The organism is Bacillus sp. V59.32b, from assembly GCF_003429085.1.
Classification (GTDB): domain Bacteria; phylum Bacillota; class Bacilli; order Bacillales; family DSM-1321; genus Peribacillus.
Genome location: NZ_QVTC01000012.1, coordinates 19,625 through 38,656, shown reverse-complemented (window position 1 = coordinate 38,656; position 19,032 = coordinate 19,625). Strand labels below are relative to the sequence as shown.

Sequence of the window (19,032 nt, the reverse complement as noted above, 5' to 3'; positions counted from 1 at the left end):
TATGTAAATAGGTTTTTTGGCCTATGAATTTTGACTTTTCTGATAAATACTTTATATTTAATTAAATAGAATAAATTAATGTATATCAGGGGGAATGGAGCGATGAAGGGTTTTCACTATCGGGATTATGATGCGCTGGGGCTTGCGGAATTGCTTAAAGGAAAGGAAGTTCAGACCCAAGAAATATTGGAAGAGGCCATCAACCAGATTGAAGCGATTAATCCCAATTTGAATGCGGTTATTAATAAAATGTACGAGCAGGCAAAAGCTGCCGTCGGCACACTTGATATGAATAGCACTTTTGCAGGCGTGCCAATGCTTCTAAAGGATATAACCCAGGAGATTGAAGGAGAAAAGATTACATCGGGATCAAAATCGTTCCAGAATTATCTTGCTGTTCGTGATGCCGAATTTGTACGAAGGGTCAGGAACACAGGAGCCGTTTTTCTTGGACAGACGAATGTGCCTGAATTTGCTTTAATGGGCATTACAGAGCCTGCTTTTCACGGCCCAACGAGAAATCCTTGGAATACAGAGCATACACCCGGTGGTTCTAGCGGTGGATCAGGGGCGGCAGTCGCTTCTGGCATGGTGCCGATTGCCGGAGCAAATGATGGAGGAGGCTCCATTCGGATACCTGCTGCTTATTGCGGCTTGTTTGGATTAAAGCCAACAAGAGGCAGAACGCCTGCCGGGCCGAAATTGGGCCGTCAATGGCAGGGTGCTTCCTCAGACCATGTGCTAACCAGAAGTGTTCGGGACAGTGCGGCGATGCTCGATCAAATCGCTGGATATGAAAAAGGAGCTGCTTTCCATGCTCTCCCGTTTGATGGGTCATACTTGGAAATTGTCCAAAACCCAACAGAAAGAAAATATCGAATCGCTTTTTCGACTGAATCCCCGATAGGCACCGAGGTGGATCCAGAATGCATCGAAGCAGTGAGGAAAACAGCCAAATTGCTGGAATCGATGGGGCATTCGGTCGAGGAGAAAAAACCCGCGGTCAACGGGAACAAGCTCGCGAATAGTTATATGATGATGTACTTTGGAGAAGTGGGAGCAACCATAAGCGATCTTGAACAGCAGCTGGGGCGTAAAGTCAAATTCGATGACGTAGAACCAACGACATGGCTTTTAGGCCTTCTTGGTAAAGCGGCAAGCGCAGAAGAATTTGTCCTCGCTTTACGGGAATGGGATCAAGCAGCCTTTGAAATGGAAACCTTCCATGAAACTTATGACTTGTATATGACACCTACCACTGCGTTTCCACCAGCAAAAATCGGCGAGTTGAATTCAAGGGGAGCGGAAAAGGTGATGCTTGACATTATCGGGAAGCTTGGCGCTGGAGGGCTGGTCAAAAAAAGCGGGATGGTTGATAAAATTGTAGAAAACAGCTTAAAGCGGACACCGTTTACCCAATTAGCCAATCTGACAGGCCAGCCGGCCATGTCCGTTCCGCTTCACATTACTGCGAACGGACTGCCTTGCGGGGTACAATTCATTGCCGGGAGGGGGCGGGAGGACTTGCTATTTGAATTGGCGGCCCGGCTTGAGACTTTGGAAGAGTGGACTGACGTAAAAAGAAATCCCATGTTTTTGGGGCAGCCAATAGGTCAGAATTAGAAATGTTTTTATAAATTGGAGAGGGAATCGCTCACTTAAGCGAATTCCCTTTTTATGTTATAGTGGTTGCATACATATTAGGTGGAGGTAGTGGATGTGGATTTTGTTTTTTTAGGGACAGGAGCAGGAATGCCGGCGAAGGCAAGAAATGTATCCTCGATTGCCCTGCAACTCCTTGAAGAGAGAGGGGCAGTGTGGCTGTTCGACTGTGGCGAAGCGACCCAGCATCAAATTCTTAAGACGCCTGTGAAGCCTGGCAAAATCGAGAAAATCTTTATTACCCACCTGCACGGGGATCATATCTTTGGATTGCCCGGCTTGCTTGGAAGCCGATCATTCCAAGGAGGCACGGACGAGCTTATCGTTTACGGTCCAGTGGGAACAGAGGAATTCATTACGACCAGCATTCGAGTGAGTGGAACTCATTTGAAGTACTCGCTCAAGATCGTTGAAATTACAGAGGGCATTGTGTTTGAGGATGAACAGTTTACGGTAACGGCACTTCCGCTTGATCACGGGATTATGTGTCTGGGCTACCGGATTGTTGAACGCGATCGCCCGGGAAGTCTGCTTATCGACAAGCTCCGCTTAGAGGGAGTAAAGCCTGGTCCCGCCTTCAAGGCATTAAAGAATGGCGAAATTGTCCGGCTTGAGGACGGCAGGATTTTGCACGGAGCCGATTATCTGAATCCTCCGCAAAAGGGCCGGATTATCACGATTCTTGGCGATACGCGAACCTGTGACAATGCCGTGATCCTGGCCGGGGATGCCGATTACCTTATCCATGAAGCGACATTTTCAAAGCATGAATCTGAAATGGCGCGTGATTATTACCATTCGACAACTACACAAGCGGCCCAAACCGCAAAACAAGCTAATGCCAAACAACTGATCTTGACTCATATAAGTTCGAGATATACGGAAGAAGATGCGAAAATACTCAGGGCAGAAAGCAGAGAAATCTTTCCAAAAACCGTCATCGCTGAGGATTTGCTTAGTATCAAAATTCCGCTATATCCGGGGAATGGAAGTTAAAAAAGCCCTCTTAATCGAGGGCTTTTTCATACACTATTAATCAATTCATATTTTCTTCAGGTGTTGACACTTCCACCGCGATAATAATTCCAACAACTGAAACGATTACTAAAGAAAGCACGATTAAAAACATTTTCTAACGCCTCCTTTTAAAAAACTTTTGATGAATGATTTAAAACAGCTTAAATCCTTTTGAACCAGGTGGTGCGTGTTCGATCATATTCATGAATGGAATCGCATAAGCAATCAAAATGAGCGCAACCAATACCCCAATCCAGACATACCAGTTTTCGAAAATGGCCGGCGTTTTCCCTGAATGCTCGGAAACTTCAGCGACCGGAAATTCTGTTTCCCCTTTCGGAGCAAAGAACAACAGCTGTATGAAGATGTAAATCATTAAGATAATACCGATGAATAAAATGCTTCCGCCAATCGCCTGAAGAATCTGGTAAGGGACCCATTCGGTTGCCTGAGCGCTGCCGCCGTATGTTGAATAAGAAGAGCGTCTTGGAGCTCCGAGTAAACCCTGGAAATGCATCGCTCCCGACATAATCGTCATCCCGACTGTCCAAACGATGGTTTGGACGATGCCTAAGCGGTTGATGCTTTTTGTAAGTGTCCTTCCTGTAAGAGAAGGGATGAGCCAGTAGCAAATTCCAAAGAACGTCAACAATACCGTCGTCGCCACCGTTAAATGAAAATGTCCTGTAACCCAGATGGTGTTGTGAATCACCTGATTCATTTGGTGGGATGCGTTAATTAAGCCGCCCGCGCCGCCTGGAATAAAGGCGAGCATCCCGACAAAAGGAGCAAAGAAACGGACATCTCCCCAAGGAAGGGTTTTGAACCATCCGAACAATCCTTTTCCGCCGTTTTTCCTGCCTGCTATTTCAAAGGTCGCGAACATGGAAAATGCCGTCATCAAGGATGGAATCACGACCATAAAGGTGAGAACAACCTGGACAAACTTCCATCCCGGGTCTATGCCGGGTTCTGTTAATTGATGGTGAAAACCGACTGGAATCGAAAATAATAAGAATAAGATAAATGATAGCCTTGCAAGTGAATCCGAAAATATCTTGCCCCCGATGATTTTAGGAATGGACACATACCAAACCATATAAGCAGGCAACAACCAAAAATAGACAAGAGGGTGACCGAAATACCAAAACAAGGTTCTGCTGACCAACACATTGATTTCATCGGTTATCCCGAGTGACCACGGGATAAATTGGATTAATACAGTCGCAGCCACTCCCAATGTCGCCACAAGCCATAAAACCATCGTAATCACGGCCATAAAACTGAGGACGTGCGGCATCTGGCCTTTATTTTCCCGCTTCCACCTGATATATTTGGCAAACATGCTGAAACCGCTAACCCAGCTTCCAACAACAAGAAGGGCAAGGCCGATATAGAAACCTGCGTGAGCCATAAGCGGTGCATAGAAGGTATATAAAACAGATGCCTCTCCGATTAAAATGTAAAAGGCTGTAAGAGCGGTTCCCACAGTCATGAGCCAAAATCCAACCCAACCTGTTACTCTTTCCCCTTTTGAAAAAGCACCGCTTGTTTTGCTGATGCTAGCAAATAGAAATCCGATAATGAAAAATGTAGTTAATACAAGTCCTAATAAAACTCCGTGTACCGTTAACAGCTGATAGTATCCAATTCCGGCGGGCAACTGATAGGTTCCAGAACGCACGAGCGTCTGAAGCAACCCGCAAAGACCACCTAAAAGCAAGGCTGTGAAAGCGACATAAATATGAGCCAAAGTCAGTTTTGCATCTTTTTTATCAATCCCTAATTTACTTTGCATTATCTGTCACCTCGATTGTTCCGTACATCATGTGATGTCCTGTTCCGCAATATTCATTACACACGACAGTAAACTTTCCCGTTTTTTCATGGGTGACCGTTAATTCACTCACATAGCCTGGTTCTACTATCATGTTTACATTCGTTCCTGCTACGGAGAATCCGTGAACCACATCAGTGGTGGCTACTTTATAGGTTACTTTTGCTCCTTTAGGAATCGTGACCGTCTTATCATCTTCGCCCAAGTCATAATTGAAAGCGGAAGCGACAATGACCAATTCATATTCGTTTTCCCCAATCTTGTGGAGGCCTGGTTCTGTAAATGGAGCTGTTTCTTTTACCTTTTCAGGATCGATCATATGGTGTCCGCTTGGCGGATGATTCCCCATAGAAAAAGCCTGGACCCCGACAATGGTTAAAAATAAAATTAATGAGCCGGTACCAAATAGAAGCCAAATCTTTTCAAACTTATGGATTTTCATATTTTTCACCTACTTGTCTATGTATTATCTTGAAAGAAATAAAGCGTAAACACTAAACCAGGAGACGATCAGAAACACTCCCAATATCATGACGGAAGCGAGTGTCCCTTTTAGCGTATCTTCCTTCTCCTCTTTCTTTTTTTGGGCCAATTTAATCACCTCTTTTTTTAAAAAAGTCCATCGCTTACATGTTTAATTTTACCATTGGCATAGATTGCAAGTTATCTATGTTATCAACAAAAATGTGAACGTCGCCATCTTGCTTCCACAATGTACCTCTATTCTTTTAACGTTTCACCATAGTAAACTATGAAAGTTAAAAATCTATGAAGGAGAATGGAAATAGTGAAAAAGTTTTTTAGCTTTGTTATCATAGCTTTTCTTTGTATAAGCCTTAACCCGGCTAAAGGGGAAGCGGCAAATCATACCCTTTCGATCGGTACTGTTAAAACAGACGATGCGAAAGTATACAGTTCACCTAAACTGGGTTCTCCGGTTTTATCGGTCTTAAAAAAGGGAGAGCAATACCCGATTATCTCTTCGGCAGCGGGGGATTCCGCAATTAGCGTCATCCATACCGTAGTCTCCGGCAACACCCTATGGATCATCGCTAATCAGTATGGGATCACCGTAAGCGAGCTGCAAAAAGAAAACAAATTAACGACTACCAAAATCAGTGTCGGTCAAAAGTTGAAAATACCGCAGAAATATCAGGTCTATACGGTCGCATCAGGTGATACGCTTTGGAAAATTGCAACAAAATACGGGGTTACAGTCAGCGATGTAACGAAGCTGAATAACTTACGTTCAACGAAGCTGTCCATCGGCCAAAAAATCAAGATTCCGGATTATTATGCCCAGGTTCAATTACTTGGCGGTAAAAAAGGCTGGATGAAAAAGTCCCTTCTGCAAACGAAGGCACAAAAACGCATCGTCATGGGCTGGAATTATAATGGGACGACAGACAGTTATATTCAACAACTAAAACAGCCAAATTTAAATGTCGTATCACCGCGCTGGTATGCATTAAACAGCACGGAAAACGCAGTCTCGGTTTCTGTTGATGCACGGTATGCCCAAGCCGTCCATGCCGAGGGGAAACAACTTTGGCCGCTATTTGGCAATAAATTTGACCCTGCCTTAACCGATTCTGTGCTCAGCAATCCGCAGAAACGGCTAAAAGTAATCTCAACGCTAAGAGATTCACTCGTGCAAACCGATAGCGATGGAATTAATGTAGACTTTGAAAATATCAATATCAAAAACAAGCAGGATTATGTAGTTTTTATCGGGGAACTTAAAAAGGCTCTTCAGCCACACGGAATCATCGTGTCTGTGGATGTGAGCCGGGAAAACGAAGACCCGTTCTGGTCAGGAAGCTTTGACCGGAAGGAGCTTGGCAAGATTGCCGATTATATCGTGATGATGGGATATGACGAGCACTGGGGAGGAAGCCCGAAAGCGGGATCGGTCGCCTCCTTGCCATGGACGAAAGAAGGGATCGAGCTCTTGATGAAAGAGGTGCCGTCCCACAAGATCATTCTTGCTGTACCATTCTACACCCGGGAGTGGGTTACGAATCTATCAACAGGAAAAGTAACCAGCCATGACCGGACGATGGCCCAGGCGAATCAAATCATTTCATCCAAGGGCCTTCAAAAGGTGTGGGATCAAAAAACCTCACAAAATTATGTGGAATATACAGCGGGTGGAGAAAAGCATCAAATCTGGCTCGAAGATCAAAAGTCAATCGGGCTTCGCATGAATTTGGTAAAACAAAATCACTTGGGCGGAGCAGCTGCCTGGTATATCGGTTCGGAAACAGCTGATATCTGGGGCGTTTATCATTTTAATTAATGAAAGAAAAAGACCGTCGGGGCGGGAACGCCGGACGGTCTTGCAACAGGAAAGACAGAAGTAATCCACCAACACCAGGTGGATTATTTTTTTAGAGATTAGTAAGTACCCTCATTCTCTTTAATGTCTTTGTAAATACTTGTTTTTAAATGGATCATTATTAGTCTTAAATAAGCATAAATAGATGTGATAATGAAAAAACAATAGAATAGGTGTCTCAAGGGTGGTCAGCTCATCCCCGTTAGAAAGGGGGTGGTGCTGTACAGTTTCTGACGCTTTGATGTTTGCTTGTGCTTTTGCAAGCTTGATCCTTGCTGTACTGTCATTCGATAAGAACCACAAAAAATAATCCACCCTTGAGCTAGACGGCTAGTGGTGGATTATCTTCCCTATTATGCTGAGCCCCTTTGAAGGGAACCTCTATTGCAGGACCGTTTGGTGCTCCAACACCAAATGGTCTTTTTTAATATATGCAATACTTTTGTTCTATTATACCCTGGATTTTCAAAAAATCAAACAAGCTATGCTTTGTCACTTGCAGAAAAAAGTCGAGCGAAAAACTCTTTCTTTTGTTTACTTGCAGTATCCTTGATCCAGGCCTGTCTGGGATTTCCGGAACCTCAATAAATTTTCGTCCCATTATTTCAGTGAATCCGAGATGTATGGTCTCTGTTTTTCAGTTTTGTAGGGTATTTCTAATTAAAGTCAAACGGACTTTACTCAGCGGCGGAGCACTGTGCCCTTTGAAATCTCCTGGCTGATTTGCTGTCCCATTCGTTTGGATTGCTGCGCTGCTTCCTGAATGCAGGAGATGAGTGCTTCTTGCACACCGTGTGCTTCAAGCACTTTAATGCCTGCTTCCGTTGTCCCTCCAGGGGAGGTGACCTCTTTACGGAGAGTGGCCGGGGTTTTGTCCGAGTTGCTTAGCATTTCAGCGGCGCCGATTAATGTCTGGATGATTAATTGCTTTGCCGTTTCTCCGTCCAAGCCGATTATCTCCGATGATTTCTCCATCGCTTCCACAAGATAATAAATATAAGCAGGACCGCTTCCAGATAACCCGGTGACGGCGTTCATTTGTTCTTCCGCAACGATGGCGACCGAACCGATGGTTTCAAATAATTGGCAGGCAAGTTCAAGATCGTCCTGTTTCGTGTATTGATTGACGGCAAGTGCAGTTGCGGACTGGCCGACTGCCGCCGATGTATTAGGCATCGCCCGGATGATCGGAATTTTTTTGGAAAGAATTGCTTCAAGGCTTGAGATATTCACGCCTGCCGCTACCGATATAAATAGCATTTTTTCAGTAATGTGAGACTTCACCGCATCCATTGCCGCCAGCACATCCTTCGGTTTAACAGCGAGCACGACAATTGCCGCTCCATCCAACAGTTCAGCGCTGGATCTGCAAACAGTCACGCCATAGCCATTTTGTAAAGAAGATAGTCTCCCCTCATCTGACCTATTTGCTATATGAATGTCTCCCGGTTTTGTGACACCCCTTGTGATCATTCCTGATATGATGGCCTCGGCCATTGAACCCGCACCAATAAATGCGATTTTGCTCATGAATATCCGTCCTTTTGTGTAAACGATTTTTTAATAAAAACAAAAAGACCCCTCATCCAATAAAGGACGAAAGGTCTAGCTTCCGTGGTACCACCTTTGTTCATCTTTCGCGCTGAAAGATGCAACTCAAAATCCGTTATCGCCGGAATTACGTTAGGTTTGCCTAAAGGCTCATAAGGTAGGTTCAATAAACCAGAGGGCGGTGAAGCTTTTCAGCCGCTGGGCTTCACTCTCTTTCGCCATAATTTATCTACTAGCCTTATTCTAATGCCGTGTCGTATAGTTACTAGTGATTATGGAGGATGGACAAGCTTGCTGTCAAGTTTATTTTTTTGAGAAAAATCAAAAAAATTCTATCATCATGTTCATGAAAATAATGACAATTATCCAGCATAGAGGTAAAATATTTACTATTAAATCGTTTTCTATATAAATATAATAATTCAAGGTGGATAAGTGACTATGTGGAAAAATAATATTGCTAAAATTTCCTTGCCGACCCCGTTTGCGGTAGGAAATGTAAATGTGTATCTCATTAAAGGCGATACATTGACATTGATCGATACAGGCTTGCAGACCGAAGATGGGAAAGAAGCACTTGAACAGGGGCTCCGGGAGCTTGGTTTGAAACTGGGTGATATTGAACAAATCGTATTAACGCACCATCACCCTGATCATGCAGGCGGTCTTGGTTTTTTTTCTGAGGATGTTTCGATATACGGTCATCCTAATAATCAGAGATTTCTGCTTATGACTGAAGATTTTATGGTGGAGCACGAAAAATTTTATCTCGATTTTGCAACACAGCTGGGGGTTCCGGCCGAATATAGATCATTGATTACGCAATTCCGTCGCTCGGCAAAGTATATTAGTCCGCGTACGCTTCGTTCCGGCCTTTTGGAAGGAGACAGTATACCGGGCCATCCGGATTGGAAAGTGATCGAAACCTTTGGTCATGCCCAAAGCCATATTTCTCTTTACCGTGAAAAAGATGGTGTGATGATTGGCGGAGATCATTTGCTCGAAAAAATATCGCCCAATCCACTGATGGAGCCTCCAATCGAAAAGGGGAGTGAACGGCCAAAACCGCTGTTGCAATACAATCACTCTTTAAAGAAATGCCTTGAATTATCGATAGCCATGCTGTACACAGGCCATGGCAATGAAGTGTTTGACGTTCCGGGATTGATCAAAAAACAAAGGGAACGGCAGCATCAGCGGGCCATGAGCGTCAAGAAGATGATTGAGGAAAAGCCTTCCACTGGCTTTGAAATATGCAAGCAGCTCTTCCCTAGTGTCTACCAGAAGGAATTGGGGTTAACGCTTTCAGAAACAGTCGGCCAGCTTGACTATTTAGAGAATTTGGGAGAAATCAAAGCGGAAACCAATTCAGGAACAACGATTTATTCTGTCAACCAATGATGGAGGTGAAACAAGTGAGCAGACTGCAAGGCAAATGTGTGGTCATAACCGGAGCTTCAGGCGGGATTGGCAGGGAGACGGCAATCCGCTCTGCAAGGGAGGGCGCACGCGTCGTCCTTCTCGCCCGAAGCATTGATAAATTAAATGAGCTTAAAAAGGAAATCACAGCGCAATATCAGACAGAAGTATACGCTTTTAAACTGGACGTGGCGGATACGATAGCCATCAAACGGGTATTTGAAGAGATTAAGGCAACTGCCGGGGATATTGATGTGCTGATCAACAACGCGGGCTTTGGCGTTTTTAAAGAAGCCCATGAAGCGGACCTCGAGGAAACAAAAGCGATGTTCGATGTAAATGTTCTTGGCTTGATTGCCTGTACCCAGATGGTTCTTCCTTCCATGAAACGGCGCCAAACAGGGCATATCATTAACATTGCCTCGCAAGCCGGGAAAATCGCCACGCCCAAATCAGGTGTCTATTCGGCAACGAAGCATGCGGTATTGGGCTACTCGAACAGTCTCCGGCTTGAATTAATGAAAGACCATGTTTTTGTGACAACCGTTAATCCGGGACCGATTGCGACAAACTTTTTTAATGTCGCGGATGAGTCGGGCACGTATGTGAAAAACGTCGAAAGATTCATGCTGCAGCCTGATTATGTCGCCGAGAAAATTGTCGCCGCGATTTTTACGAAAAGACGGGAAATCAATCTCCCGGGCTGGATGAACCTGGGGAGTGTTTTTTATACGCTATTCCCGAGGACGGTGGAAAGACTGGGGAAAAAGGCGCTTTTTAAGAAATAGGGACGATATCCTGAATTTATGTGTTTAATGCGCGTGTAACCACTTCCGAGATTTTTGATCAGATAGAAGAGCGTAGACTTTCCTATCTTCATAAGGACAACTACACCTAATCTTCGCCTTATGACTCGCCAATTCTTTATCTATTGTTCTGGAGGGGGAAGAAATTGATGGCAAGGGTTATTTTGCTTCTGCATGTATTTGTTTGTATCCTGCTTGCCGGCTGCAGTCTAGAGTTTGGAACTCATAACGAGGCAATCAGCATCGGGGCAGCCGGATTTATCACGGACCTGGCAGACGGAGAAAGCGTACTCATTAAAAATACATACTACACACTATCAGAAGATACATCCATTAAAGACTCCGACGGGGAGGAACTGAGCTTTAAAGATTTAGAAATAGGCATGAAGGCAAAGGTATGGTACGAAGGGGACCTGAAAGAGTCCATTCCAAGCCGGGCTGATGCGAGACTGATTATGATCCAGAAAGACAGACAAAGTTTGACGGAGCAGAAAGTTGTCGCATCGGCTATTTCTTTTCTGCAAGAAGGTGAAAGTCAGCGTTTTTTTGTGAGAAAGGTCACCTATCTGGCCGCAGAAAAGGCTTATCAGCTTGAGATGATGAGCCGGTCGAACACGGACGCTTCTTTTTTCGTGACCGTTGATGAGCTTTCCTATGAAATAATATATCAGGATTGAAACTTGCTAAAGCCCCTGGTGCGAGCCAGGGGCTTTACGTTTATTTTCGATCGATCTCTATATTAAGTATATCCTCAAACGATATATGATGCTCCTCGCCTGAATCATCCATAACCGAAATCACTTTAACAAGCTCATTAATTTTGGCTATTTGCCCTCTCACAGAATGAAATCCGTGATGCCGATAAAACGTAACCTTAACATTCAACGTGTGGCCCAGCGCTACTCGTATAATGTCGTTTAACTCTTCCAGCTTCTGCTCGTCAAGCTCTGGCTTCGTTACGTGCTTTTGTTCCTCATAAAGATCGGCAAGCATTTTCTTATGTTCGGGTAACATCATGGCCGTCCATTTAATCGAACCTCTGTCTCTCATGCGCGGTGCCCCCCGATCTTCTTGCTTCGTTCAAGGGCAACGCCGGCGTCCGTGTAGCTGCGTGCCCGCAGAATGGCCGTTGAGCCGTATTTAGCCCGAATGCTGTCCATTACATAGCCGAGCTGGTGTTTTCTCTCGTTGTTTTCAAACAGGTTGAGCTGGGCGCCGTCGTCGGGGCTTAAGTTATTAAGTGAAAGGTGGACAGAACGGATGATGCCTCCGCTATGATTCTCTTTAAACAAGTCCATACAGATATTATAGACATCAAGGGTGACGTTTGTTGGGAGGTCAACACTCCGGGATCGGCTAAAACCACCCCCGCCCTGGTATGTGGAGTAGCCGATGCCGAAATGGATCGTGCGGCCACTCATGTTAGCGGTGCGGGCGCGCCGGCATACTTCTTCCGCCAAATCGAGCAACACGGCCGGTACCTCATCACCGGTATAGTCCCGTAAAAGGGTGATGCCGTGTCCGTATCCCTTTTGCGTGCTGTGGCTGTTGTCGCCTGGATTTCCCAAGACAGGGGAACGATCAACGCCCCAGGCATGGTACCATAATTGTTCGCCCATGATGCCATATCGCTTCTGTAAGAGGGGGAGAGGATACTGGGCGAGATCACCCAGTGTGACGATCCCCAGACGGTTCAGGTTTCCTTTCATCCGGCGGCCGATGCCCCAGATTTCCTCAATCGGCAAAGGCCAAAGCTTTTCTTGGACATCTTCATATTGGCATTCGGCGATTCCTTCCTTTTTGGACTTCGTGTCAAGAATAACCTTTGAGAGAAAGCGGTTTGGGCCAATGCCAATGCAGCTTGGCAGGCCAAAGTCCTGCAAGATCGCCTTTTTGATTTTCTCGGCAACCTCGAATCGATCCCCAAACAAAGCCCGGGTGCCATCAGCCGTGAGCCAGAATTCATCAATCGAATATTGGTGAATCGCTTCCATGGGGACGAATTCATTCATTCGTCTTGTAATGGCAGTCGATATTTCTAAATAAAGACCCATGTTTGCTTCGACCACGCGAATACTGGGGTCGTGAGTCGGGATTTCAAATAAACGGCTGCCTGTTTTAATGCGATAGTGCTTTTTCATCATCGGTGAAGCTGCCAGAACAATGCTTCCTGACCGTTTTTTGTCGCCGACAACTGCGATAAAGGCAGTCAATGGATCCAACCCAAGATTAACGGCTTCAACTGAAGCAAAAAATGATTTCATATCCACGCAAAGAACATCGTGGCGGGGAAGGGTTGAGTAATCGATCATGACATGATCCCAACTCTCTCCACGAACCTAAACCGGAACTGGTCCCTGTAAAGGCTTTTGCTGCCATCTTTTTTATCTCTGTTGTTATTCATGATTATGCACCCCTGTATAGCACTTTTGTTCTATTATATGCGAACATATGATCCGTATTCAAGATTTAAAAGATGGAAATGAGAACAAATGTTTCATATTTTGTTTGGAGATAGGAAAATGTAATAGCAGGAAAATCCCAGAGACTGAAATCAGATTAATTAACAGAGTGTATTACTTAAGGTATAATAATAACAGGGTTTCCTGAAGAGAAAGGGGATTTAAGATGAACATAGAGTGGACTGAAGGAGCGATTAAAAAGGCTACCGAGAAAGTGAATGGACAGAACGGATATCTTACATTAAAATACGATACGGACGGATGCGGCTGTGTTGTTAGCGGAGTAACAGCCCTTTGGTTTGCCGATGATGTTGAGCAGAATAGTGAAAGAATCGAAACGAATTATCTGCCGGTTTATATAGAAAAGTCCAAAATGATTTTTATGGACGATGTGATGAAAATTGATTTTGTACCAGATGCAAACAGCTTCCAATTAAAAAGCCCAAACGGGATGCTTAATCCGCGCATGAGCTTTTTTGACCGGACAGCAGGATAAAATGAAGCGGGGCTGACATTTACGTCAGCCCCTTTCATTTTCTTCAGAAAAAACAAATTCGCTCAGGAAACGGTCAATCACTTCCTCGTATTCTTCCTTGTTTTCATTATAAGATTGGGCGTGGGCTCCGACGGCGGGGAGATAGAGCTGTTTCGCACCTTCTTTTGCTTTGTATAGCTCTTTTGTCATCGCGACCGGGATGAAATCGTCCGGCACGCTATGGATAAACAATACCGGTTTTCGTATGTTTTTTACAGAAGCGATTGGGGATATATCCCTGATGCGGTAGCCGCCCCGTAGCTTGATGAAAGCATTCCCGATCGGAAGCACCATCCAATCAGGAAGCGGAACCTCTTTTCTTAATTGATGCTTTAGCTGTGCTTCAAAATCCGAAAATGGACAATCGGCGATATAAAAATCGGCTCCATCCTCAATGGTACCCGCATATAACAAAAGCGTGGCCGCTCCCATTGATTCACCGTGGATACCAAGCGTGATATCGCTGCCCTTTCTTCGCTTTAATTCATCAACGACCGCTTTTAAATCAAGCTTCTCATAGTGGCCATAGCTGCTTGTGCGGCCCCCGGACCCGCCATGACGGCGATGATCATAGATGACTGCATTGAAACCGCGCTTCAAAAAGATATTCATATATTTAATCGAGTTTATTTTATTCTCTGTGACACCGTGGCAGATAATCATCCATTTTTTGGTCTCATGGGGTTCAATGAACACACAATTCAATGGATAGCCGGAAGGGGAAGAAACCCAGACTTCTTCTTTCCGGAGGGCATCGAATTCAGAAACGATAAGACGCTTTGCTGTAATTTCCCGATCACGGACAAACGTTTCTTCCTTCTTTTTCATATACAGCACCCGATTTGAAAAATAAACACCGATACCGATTATGTAAGCGAAAATGCTTCCCAGGATAACAAACCATTTCTTCATAAAAAATCCTCCAGTTCATTCCACAATCATTACTTAATTTTACCATTAAGTAAATGGGAAAAGCACCTTTGAAAAAGAAGCAAGGCAGACGTGGTATAATGAAATCATGAATCCAGGGAGGAAATGCTGATGAAAAAGAAACAGCAAACACATAAAAATCAGAATCAAAGCAAGAAAAAAGAAGATGATTCCTTAAAGCTTGGAGACCTTATTAATGGCGATATAATGGCGAAGCTTCGCGAACAGCAAAAACAACTTTCTGAAGAGGAAGCGACGAAAAAGGCAGCCGAGGAAGCGAAAAGGAAAGAGGAACGCAGACAGAAAGAAAAAAATAAATCCTTCGAGGAACTGCTAAATGAAAGCGGGATGGATTGGAAGAACTTTAAGTAAGTGATAAGGGAGTCCGATCGACTCCCGTTTTTATTGGCAGAAAGGAAAGTATAAACTTTCCTTTCTGCATAAGTGCAACTTCGTCTCTGCCTTCGCCTTAAAAGGCTCGTCAATCGACGAGTTTTCTTTAAAAATTAAGTGTGTGGCGGATTTTAGTTGAGGAATAATAAACTTTCCTCTCATTTTTCCAAAATCGTGACAAGATTGAAATCGGGGACTGGCTACAAAATGGAGTTTCACGCTCCAAAAGTCCTTAACCCGGCTACAATCAGCAGAAAACCGACGACAAAAAAGAAATTTCCGCTATGAAATGCTGCGTTGACTACAAAACGAAAATCTCCGCTACAAAAGTCCTCAACTCGGCTACAATCAGCAGAAAGTCAGCTACAAAAAAGAAATTTCCGCTACGAAATGCCGCGTTGGCTACAAAACGAAAATTCCCGCTACAAAAGCCCTCAACTCGGCTACAATCAACAGAAAGTCAGCTGCAAAAAAGAAATTTCTGCTACGAAATCCCGCTCTGGCTATAAAACGAAAATGCCCGGAACAAAAGTCCGCAACCTGGCTACAATCATGAGTAAGTTAACTACAAAAAATCCTCGCTACAAAACCCGGAACCAGCTACAAAAAATCAGATTCCTTTATCTAATCCCGGTGTGCTTCATAGGTGCTGGCTTTTGTCAGCTTTTTAAGAAGGGTGATTTCTTCCTCGGAAAGCGGAGCCGCATTGAGGGCCCGGCAATTTTCACGTAGCTGCTGGATTGAACTGGCTCCCGGGATGACCGCGCCGACAGCCTTGTGTGATAGTACATACTGAAGGGCAATTTCATTCATATATCTTGGTGAAAGCTTGTCTTTTAAAGCAGGCAATAATTCTTCAAGCTCCGCATAGCTGTAGTCTAGAAAACCTTGTTCCTTAACAGTAGTTGAAGCTTTTTCAAGCATTTTATCGCTCAATAGCCCTTTCGCGACCGGACCTCTGGCGATGATATGGATGTTGTTTTCCGATAAAAGCGGCATCCATTCCTCAGGACGCCGGTCAAGCAGGCTGTACTGCATCATGACGGAAACAAGCCCGGATTTTTTAACATATTGCTTAATGACGTTCGGTCGTATGGAAGAAATCCCGTAATAACGGATGACTCCTTCTTTTTTCAAATCCTCAAATGCCCCGATGGTCTCATCGATATTGTCTTCTGTCGTGCCGCCGTGAAGTTGGTAAAGGTCGATATAATCGGTAGCTAGACGCTTTAAGCTGTCTTTGACTGCTTTCTTTATGTAGGCACCGGATGGATCCCAGCTCCAGCTGTCTTTGCTTTCATTCCAGCGGTTGCCGACCTTTGTGGCAATGACGACCTGGTCCCGGACAGACTTTAGCGTTTTGCCGACAATTTCTTCATTGCGACCGAAATCATATAAATCAGCAGTATCAAAGTAATTAATCCCTGCGTCTAGGGCTGTTTTTATAATGCGGGCTGCTTCTTTCTCGTTCGTTCCAAGCGACATGCAGCCCAGTCCCATTTCCGAAACGTTCAAATCGGAATTGCCCAATCTTCTTTGTCTCAATGTACCCACTCCCTTTTTAAATATATTGTATAGCAGGGAGCGGCTCATCACAAAGAATTCACTTGACTCGTTTTGCCGGTGCCTGTCGATGCACATCCCGAACCCAGTCGTTTACATACGCATATTGATTCTGATATTCTTTGAGCTTTTCTCTGATTTCCCAGCCTTTTCCCACCAGTACGATTCCTTTGTCCAATACATATACCTTCATTCATAACAGCCTCCATAAGTGAAGTTTTCCTGTGTTATGGTAAAATGTATGAACAATTGTCCTTACCTTAGAACAGGGAGTGAAAAAATGAAGAAGTTTGAAGAAAAGACAGTATCAACGGAAAAGATATTTGAAGGAAAAGTAATCAGCCTGCAGGTCGATGAAGTTGAACTGCCAGATGGAAATCGAAGCAAAAGAGAAATCATCAAGCATCCGGGTGCGGTTGCAATCATCGCTATTACGCAAGAAAATAAAATCGTCATGGTGGAGCAGTACAGAAAAGCAATGGAGCGCAGCCTTGTTGAAATACCAGCAGGAAAGCTTGAAATCGGCGAAGAGCCGCTGCACACCGCATCCCGGGAGCTAGAAGAGGAAACTGGTTATGAGTGTGAAAGAATGGAGCATGTCATCTCCTTTTATACTTCCCCGGGATTTGCCGATGAACTTGTCCACATTTACTTTGCCCATAACCTCCAGAAAAAGGAAAATGCGGCCCCGGGAGATGAAGATGAATTTGTAGAGGTGTATGAACTAACGCTTGAAGAGGCAGAACAATATATGAAGGAAGGAAAAATCCGCGACGCAAAAACCGCTTATGCCGTTCAATATTTGCAGCTTAGAAAGGCGCTGGAACAATAAATGAAAGCTTATTACGTCGACCTGCATATCCATATCGGCAGGACGAAGAGTGGAAAGGCTGTAAAGATTACAGGTGCCAGGACATTGACGCTCGAAAATGTGCTAAGAATATCCCGGGAACGAAAAGGCCTTGATATGATTGGGGTCATTGATTGTCATTCGCCTGAAGTATTGGAGGAAATCGAGGATCTCATCAGGAAAGGGGAGATTTCCGAGAATCCGGAAGGTGGCCTCCAATACGGCACAACCACGCTCATTCCCGGCTCTGAAATTGAAGTGTATGACGGGAATAGCAAGGGACCCATTCACGTGCTGGCTTATTTTCCAACTCTTGCAATCATGAAGGAATTTTCAGCGTGGATGAGTGGCTATGTCTCAAATATTACGCTGAGCTCCCAAAGAATTTACTGTGATGCCCGGACGCTGCAGCGCACAGCAAAAGCTCTTGGCGGCCTGTTTATTCCAGCGCATGTTTTCACCCCTTTTAAGAGCCTTTACGGAAAAGGAGTGGATAAGAGCCTGGAGGAAGTGCTTGATCCCGCTCTGATAGATGGGGTTGAGCTCGGACTTAGTTCAGATACGTCCATGGCTGTAAATATAAGCGAGCTGAACCCGTTTACATTCCTAACGAATTCAGATGCCCATTCACTTAATAAAATTGCGAGAGAATACCAGAAGATGGATCTTGCGAACCCGAATTTTATCGAGCTGGAAAAGGCGTTGAAAGAAATGGATGGGAGGAGAATTTCAGCCAACTACGGGCTGAATCCCTGGCTTGGCAAGTACCACCGCACCGTTTGCCAGGTATGCTTGTATCCTGTGGAGGATATAGATCGCATCTGTCCGGAATGTGGGAGCAAAAAGATCATTAAAGGCGTCTCACACCGGATTAAAGAGCTTTCAGCGGAATCTCCGCCGACAAATTTAAGAGAACGTCCTCCATACATCCATCAGGTACCGTTAGAGTTCATTCCCGGCCTCGGACCAAAGTCGATGGAACGTCTGCTTCAGGCGTTGGGAACGGAAATGGACATCCTGCACCGCGCGAACATCGAACAAATAAAGGAAATCGTCCCCGACAAAATCGCCGGCTATATCGATTTAGCAAGAAAGGGGAGGCTTGACATAGAAGCCGGCGGTGGTGGCAAATACGGGAAAGTAAAAACGGAATAGGTGTTTTGGATAATAAAATCCCAGCTTGGATAATAAATCTTCAGTTTAGATAATAAATCGCTATTCCGACAATAAAAACATGCTTGTTCGGGCAATAAAACCGTTAGTTCGAATAACAAACCGATCTCGCCGTCTATCCAGCCTCTATTTTGACAAAAGAAATTGCCCGTCCACCACAGTGGACGGGTCAGACTGTAGACAAACTGGATGAAATCGAGTTTGCCTGCAGTTATTTTTTTATTTGGCCTGTTAATGGGGTCTGTTGATTTCCGTTCCAGGCGCTTCGCGCACCTTAGGGGCGGGCGGTGAGCCTCCTCGTCGCATGCTCCTGCGGGGTCTCACCTGTCCCGCTGCTCCCGCAGGAGTCTTCGCGCCTTCCACTCCAATCAACAGGCTTTTAAACGTTTACTATGGAACGTTCCTAAAATCCATTTTAAAATGGGGACAACGTTAAGGGGACTTAAAAAATTGTTGATGCAGGCGATGCTTACTTTCGCTGCCGTGAATTTGAAGA

General features: G+C 44.7%; 19 protein-coding genes. 10 read left to right on the top strand and 9 right to left on the bottom strand.

The window, feature by feature from the left end:
- Positions 1-102 precede the first annotated feature (102 nt).
- Positions 103-1,623: an amidase gene (locus D0463_RS03095; RefSeq protein ID WP_117304946.1), complete on the top strand. Its 1,521-nt coding sequence runs from the start codon at positions 103-105 to the stop codon at positions 1,621-1,623.
- A 96-nt stretch (positions 1,624-1,719) separates the two neighbouring features.
- The gene (gene rnz, locus D0463_RS03090; RefSeq protein WP_117304945.1) at positions 1,720-2,658 is read left to right on the top strand and encodes a ribonuclease Z; all 939 of its coding nucleotides are present in this window, start codon (positions 1,720-1,722) and stop codon (positions 2,656-2,658) included.
- A 172-nt stretch (positions 2,659-2,830) separates the two neighbouring features.
- On the opposite strand, the gene D0463_RS03085 is transcribed toward rnz, so the two are convergent.
- Genes D0463_RS03085 through D0463_RS03075 form a run of 3 tightly spaced genes read right to left on the bottom strand, consistent with a single transcriptional unit; the run spans position 2,831 to position 5,117 of the window.
- Positions 2,831-4,477, bottom strand: a complete 1,647-nt coding sequence (locus tag D0463_RS03085; protein ID WP_117304944.1) for a b(o/a)3-type cytochrome-c oxidase subunit 1 — start codon at positions 4,475-4,477, stop codon at positions 2,831-2,833.
- Complete coding sequence (locus D0463_RS03080) at positions 4,467-4,958, bottom strand: cytochrome c oxidase subunit II (RefSeq protein WP_117304943.1); 492 nt, start codon at positions 4,956-4,958, stop codon at positions 4,467-4,469. Before D0463_RS03080 ends, D0463_RS03085 begins: the two co-directional genes overlap by 11 nt.
- Before the next feature lie 24 nt (positions 4,959-4,982).
- Positions 4,983-5,117, bottom strand: coding sequence for a cytochrome c oxidase subunit 2A (locus tag D0463_RS03075; protein ID WP_117304942.1), 135 nt, complete (start codon positions 5,115-5,117; stop codon positions 4,983-4,985).
- A 177-nt stretch (positions 5,118-5,294) separates the two neighbouring features.
- Between D0463_RS03075 and D0463_RS03070 the strand changes: the two genes are divergently transcribed.
- Positions 5,295-6,815: a LysM peptidoglycan-binding domain-containing protein gene (locus D0463_RS03070; protein WP_117304941.1), complete on the top strand. Its 1,521-nt coding sequence runs from the start codon at positions 5,295-5,297 to the stop codon at positions 6,813-6,815.
- A gap of 720 nt (positions 6,816-7,535) precedes the next feature.
- On the opposite strand, the gene proC is transcribed toward D0463_RS03070, so the two are convergent.
- Complete coding sequence (proC, locus tag D0463_RS03060; RefSeq protein ID WP_117304938.1) at positions 7,536-8,384, bottom strand: pyrroline-5-carboxylate reductase; 849 nt, start codon at positions 8,382-8,384, stop codon at positions 7,536-7,538.
- Positions 8,385-8,846: 462 nt separating this feature from the next.
- On the opposite strand from proC, the gene D0463_RS03055 reads away from it, so the two are divergent.
- The 3 genes from D0463_RS03055 to D0463_RS03045 all read left to right on the top strand — a co-directional run bounded on the left by D0463_RS03055 (position 8,847) and on the right by D0463_RS03045 (position 11,307).
- On the top strand, positions 8,847-9,806 hold the full coding sequence (locus D0463_RS03055; RefSeq protein ID WP_367946563.1) for an MBL fold metallo-hydrolase: 960 nt from the start codon (positions 8,847-8,849) through the stop codon (positions 9,804-9,806).
- 14 nt (positions 9,807-9,820) lie between these two features.
- Entirely contained in the window at positions 9,821-10,612 is a 792-nt protein-coding gene (locus D0463_RS03050; RefSeq protein ID WP_117304933.1) for an SDR family NAD(P)-dependent oxidoreductase, read from the top strand.
- A 167-nt stretch (positions 10,613-10,779) separates the two neighbouring features.
- Positions 10,780-11,307, top strand: coding sequence for a DUF3221 domain-containing protein (locus D0463_RS03045; RefSeq protein ID WP_117304930.1), 528 nt, complete (start codon positions 10,780-10,782; stop codon positions 11,305-11,307).
- Positions 11,308-11,347: 40 nt separating this feature from the next.
- On the opposite strand, the gene D0463_RS03040 is transcribed toward D0463_RS03045, so the two are convergent.
- Positions 11,348-11,680: a YolD-like family protein gene (locus D0463_RS03040; RefSeq protein ID WP_117304928.1), complete on the bottom strand. Its 333-nt coding sequence runs from the start codon at positions 11,678-11,680 to the stop codon at positions 11,348-11,350.
- Positions 11,677-12,942, bottom strand: coding sequence for a DNA polymerase IV (locus tag D0463_RS03035; RefSeq protein WP_367946562.1), 1,266 nt, complete (start codon positions 12,940-12,942; stop codon positions 11,677-11,679). Before D0463_RS03035 ends, D0463_RS03040 begins: the two co-directional genes overlap by 4 nt.
- A 316-nt stretch (positions 12,943-13,258) precedes the next feature.
- Between D0463_RS03035 and D0463_RS03030 the strand changes: the two genes are divergently transcribed.
- Positions 13,259-13,588 carry an iron-sulfur cluster biosynthesis family protein gene (locus tag D0463_RS03030; protein ID WP_117304925.1) on the top strand — a complete coding sequence of 110 codons (330 nt, stop codon included), beginning with the start codon at positions 13,259-13,261 and terminating at the stop codon, positions 13,586-13,588.
- 24 nt (positions 13,589-13,612) lie between these two features.
- Here D0463_RS03030 and D0463_RS03025 read toward each other — a convergent pair whose 3' ends face one another.
- Positions 13,613-14,539: an alpha/beta hydrolase gene (locus D0463_RS03025; RefSeq protein WP_117304923.1), complete on the bottom strand. Its 927-nt coding sequence runs from the start codon at positions 14,537-14,539 to the stop codon at positions 13,613-13,615.
- A 129-nt stretch (positions 14,540-14,668) separates the two neighbouring features.
- Here D0463_RS03025 and D0463_RS03020 point away from each other — a divergent pair, with 129 nt between their 5' ends.
- Positions 14,669-14,929, top strand: coding sequence for a YqkE family protein (locus D0463_RS03020; protein ID WP_117304920.1), 261 nt, complete (start codon positions 14,669-14,671; stop codon positions 14,927-14,929).
- Positions 14,930-15,574: 645 nt separating this feature from the next.
- Here D0463_RS03020 and D0463_RS03015 read toward each other — a convergent pair.
- Positions 15,575-16,495 (bottom strand): aldo/keto reductase, encoded by a 921-nt coding sequence (locus tag D0463_RS03015; protein ID WP_117304918.1) that lies wholly within the window; start codon positions 16,493-16,495, stop codon positions 15,575-15,577.
- Between the two features lie 58 nt (positions 16,496-16,553).
- Positions 16,554-16,706, bottom strand: coding sequence for a Z-ring formation inhibitor MciZ (gene mciZ, locus D0463_RS03010; RefSeq protein WP_117304915.1), 153 nt, complete (start codon positions 16,704-16,706; stop codon positions 16,554-16,556).
- Between the two features lie 87 nt (positions 16,707-16,793).
- On the opposite strand from mciZ, the gene D0463_RS03005 reads away from it, so the two are divergent.
- Positions 16,794-17,345: an NUDIX hydrolase gene (locus D0463_RS03005; RefSeq protein ID WP_117304913.1), complete on the top strand. Its 552-nt coding sequence runs from the start codon at positions 16,794-16,796 to the stop codon at positions 17,343-17,345.
- A complete protein-coding gene (locus tag D0463_RS03000) occupies positions 17,346-18,518 on the top strand; it encodes an endonuclease Q family protein (RefSeq protein ID WP_117304911.1) in 1,173 nt (390 codons plus the stop codon).
- Positions 18,519-19,032 lie beyond the last annotated feature (514 nt).

Bases quoted from the DNA above. Each gene is read 5' to 3' on its own strand.
- D0463_RS03030 (WP_117304925.1), top strand. From the start codon at position 13,259: ATGAACATAGAGTGGACTGAAGGAGCGATTAAAAAGGCTACCGAGAAA.
- D0463_RS03020 (WP_117304920.1), top strand. From the start codon at position 14,669: ATGAAAAAGAAACAGCAAACACATAAAAATCAGAATCAAAGCAAGAAA.
- D0463_RS03095 (WP_117304946.1), top strand. From the start codon at position 103: ATGAAGGGTTTTCACTATCGGGATTATGATGCGCTGGGGCTTGCGGAA.
- D0463_RS03040 (WP_117304928.1), bottom strand. From the start codon at position 11,680: ATGAGAGACAGAGGTTCGATTAAATGGACGGCCATGATGTTACCCGAA.
- D0463_RS03070 (WP_117304941.1), top strand. From the start codon at position 5,295: ATGGAAATAGTGAAAAAGTTTTTTAGCTTTGTTATCATAGCTTTTCTT.
- D0463_RS03025 (WP_117304923.1), bottom strand. From the start codon at position 14,539: ATGAAGAAATGGTTTGTTATCCTGGGAAGCATTTTCGCTTACATAATC.
- proC (WP_117304938.1), bottom strand. From the start codon at position 8,384: ATGAGCAAAATCGCATTTATTGGTGCGGGTTCAATGGCCGAGGCCATC.
- D0463_RS03045 (WP_117304930.1), top strand. From the start codon at position 10,780: ATGGCAAGGGTTATTTTGCTTCTGCATGTATTTGTTTGTATCCTGCTT.
- D0463_RS03005 (WP_117304913.1), top strand. From the start codon at position 16,794: ATGAAGAAGTTTGAAGAAAAGACAGTATCAACGGAAAAGATATTTGAA.
- D0463_RS03035 (WP_367946562.1), bottom strand. From the start codon at position 12,942: ATGATCGATTACTCAACCCTTCCCCGCCACGATGTTCTTTGCGTGGAT.
- D0463_RS03000 (WP_117304911.1), top strand. From the start codon at position 17,346: ATGAAAGCTTATTACGTCGACCTGCATATCCATATCGGCAGGACGAAG.
- mciZ (WP_117304915.1), bottom strand. From the start codon at position 16,706: ATGAAGGTATATGTATTGGACAAAGGAATCGTACTGGTGGGAAAAGGC.
- D0463_RS03055 (WP_367946563.1), top strand. From the start codon at position 8,847: ATGTGGAAAAATAATATTGCTAAAATTTCCTTGCCGACCCCGTTTGCG.
- D0463_RS03080 (WP_117304943.1), bottom strand. From the start codon at position 4,958: ATGAAAATCCATAAGTTTGAAAAGATTTGGCTTCTATTTGGTACCGGC.
- D0463_RS03085 (WP_117304944.1), bottom strand. From the start codon at position 4,477: ATGCAAAGTAAATTAGGGATTGATAAAAAAGATGCAAAACTGACTTTG.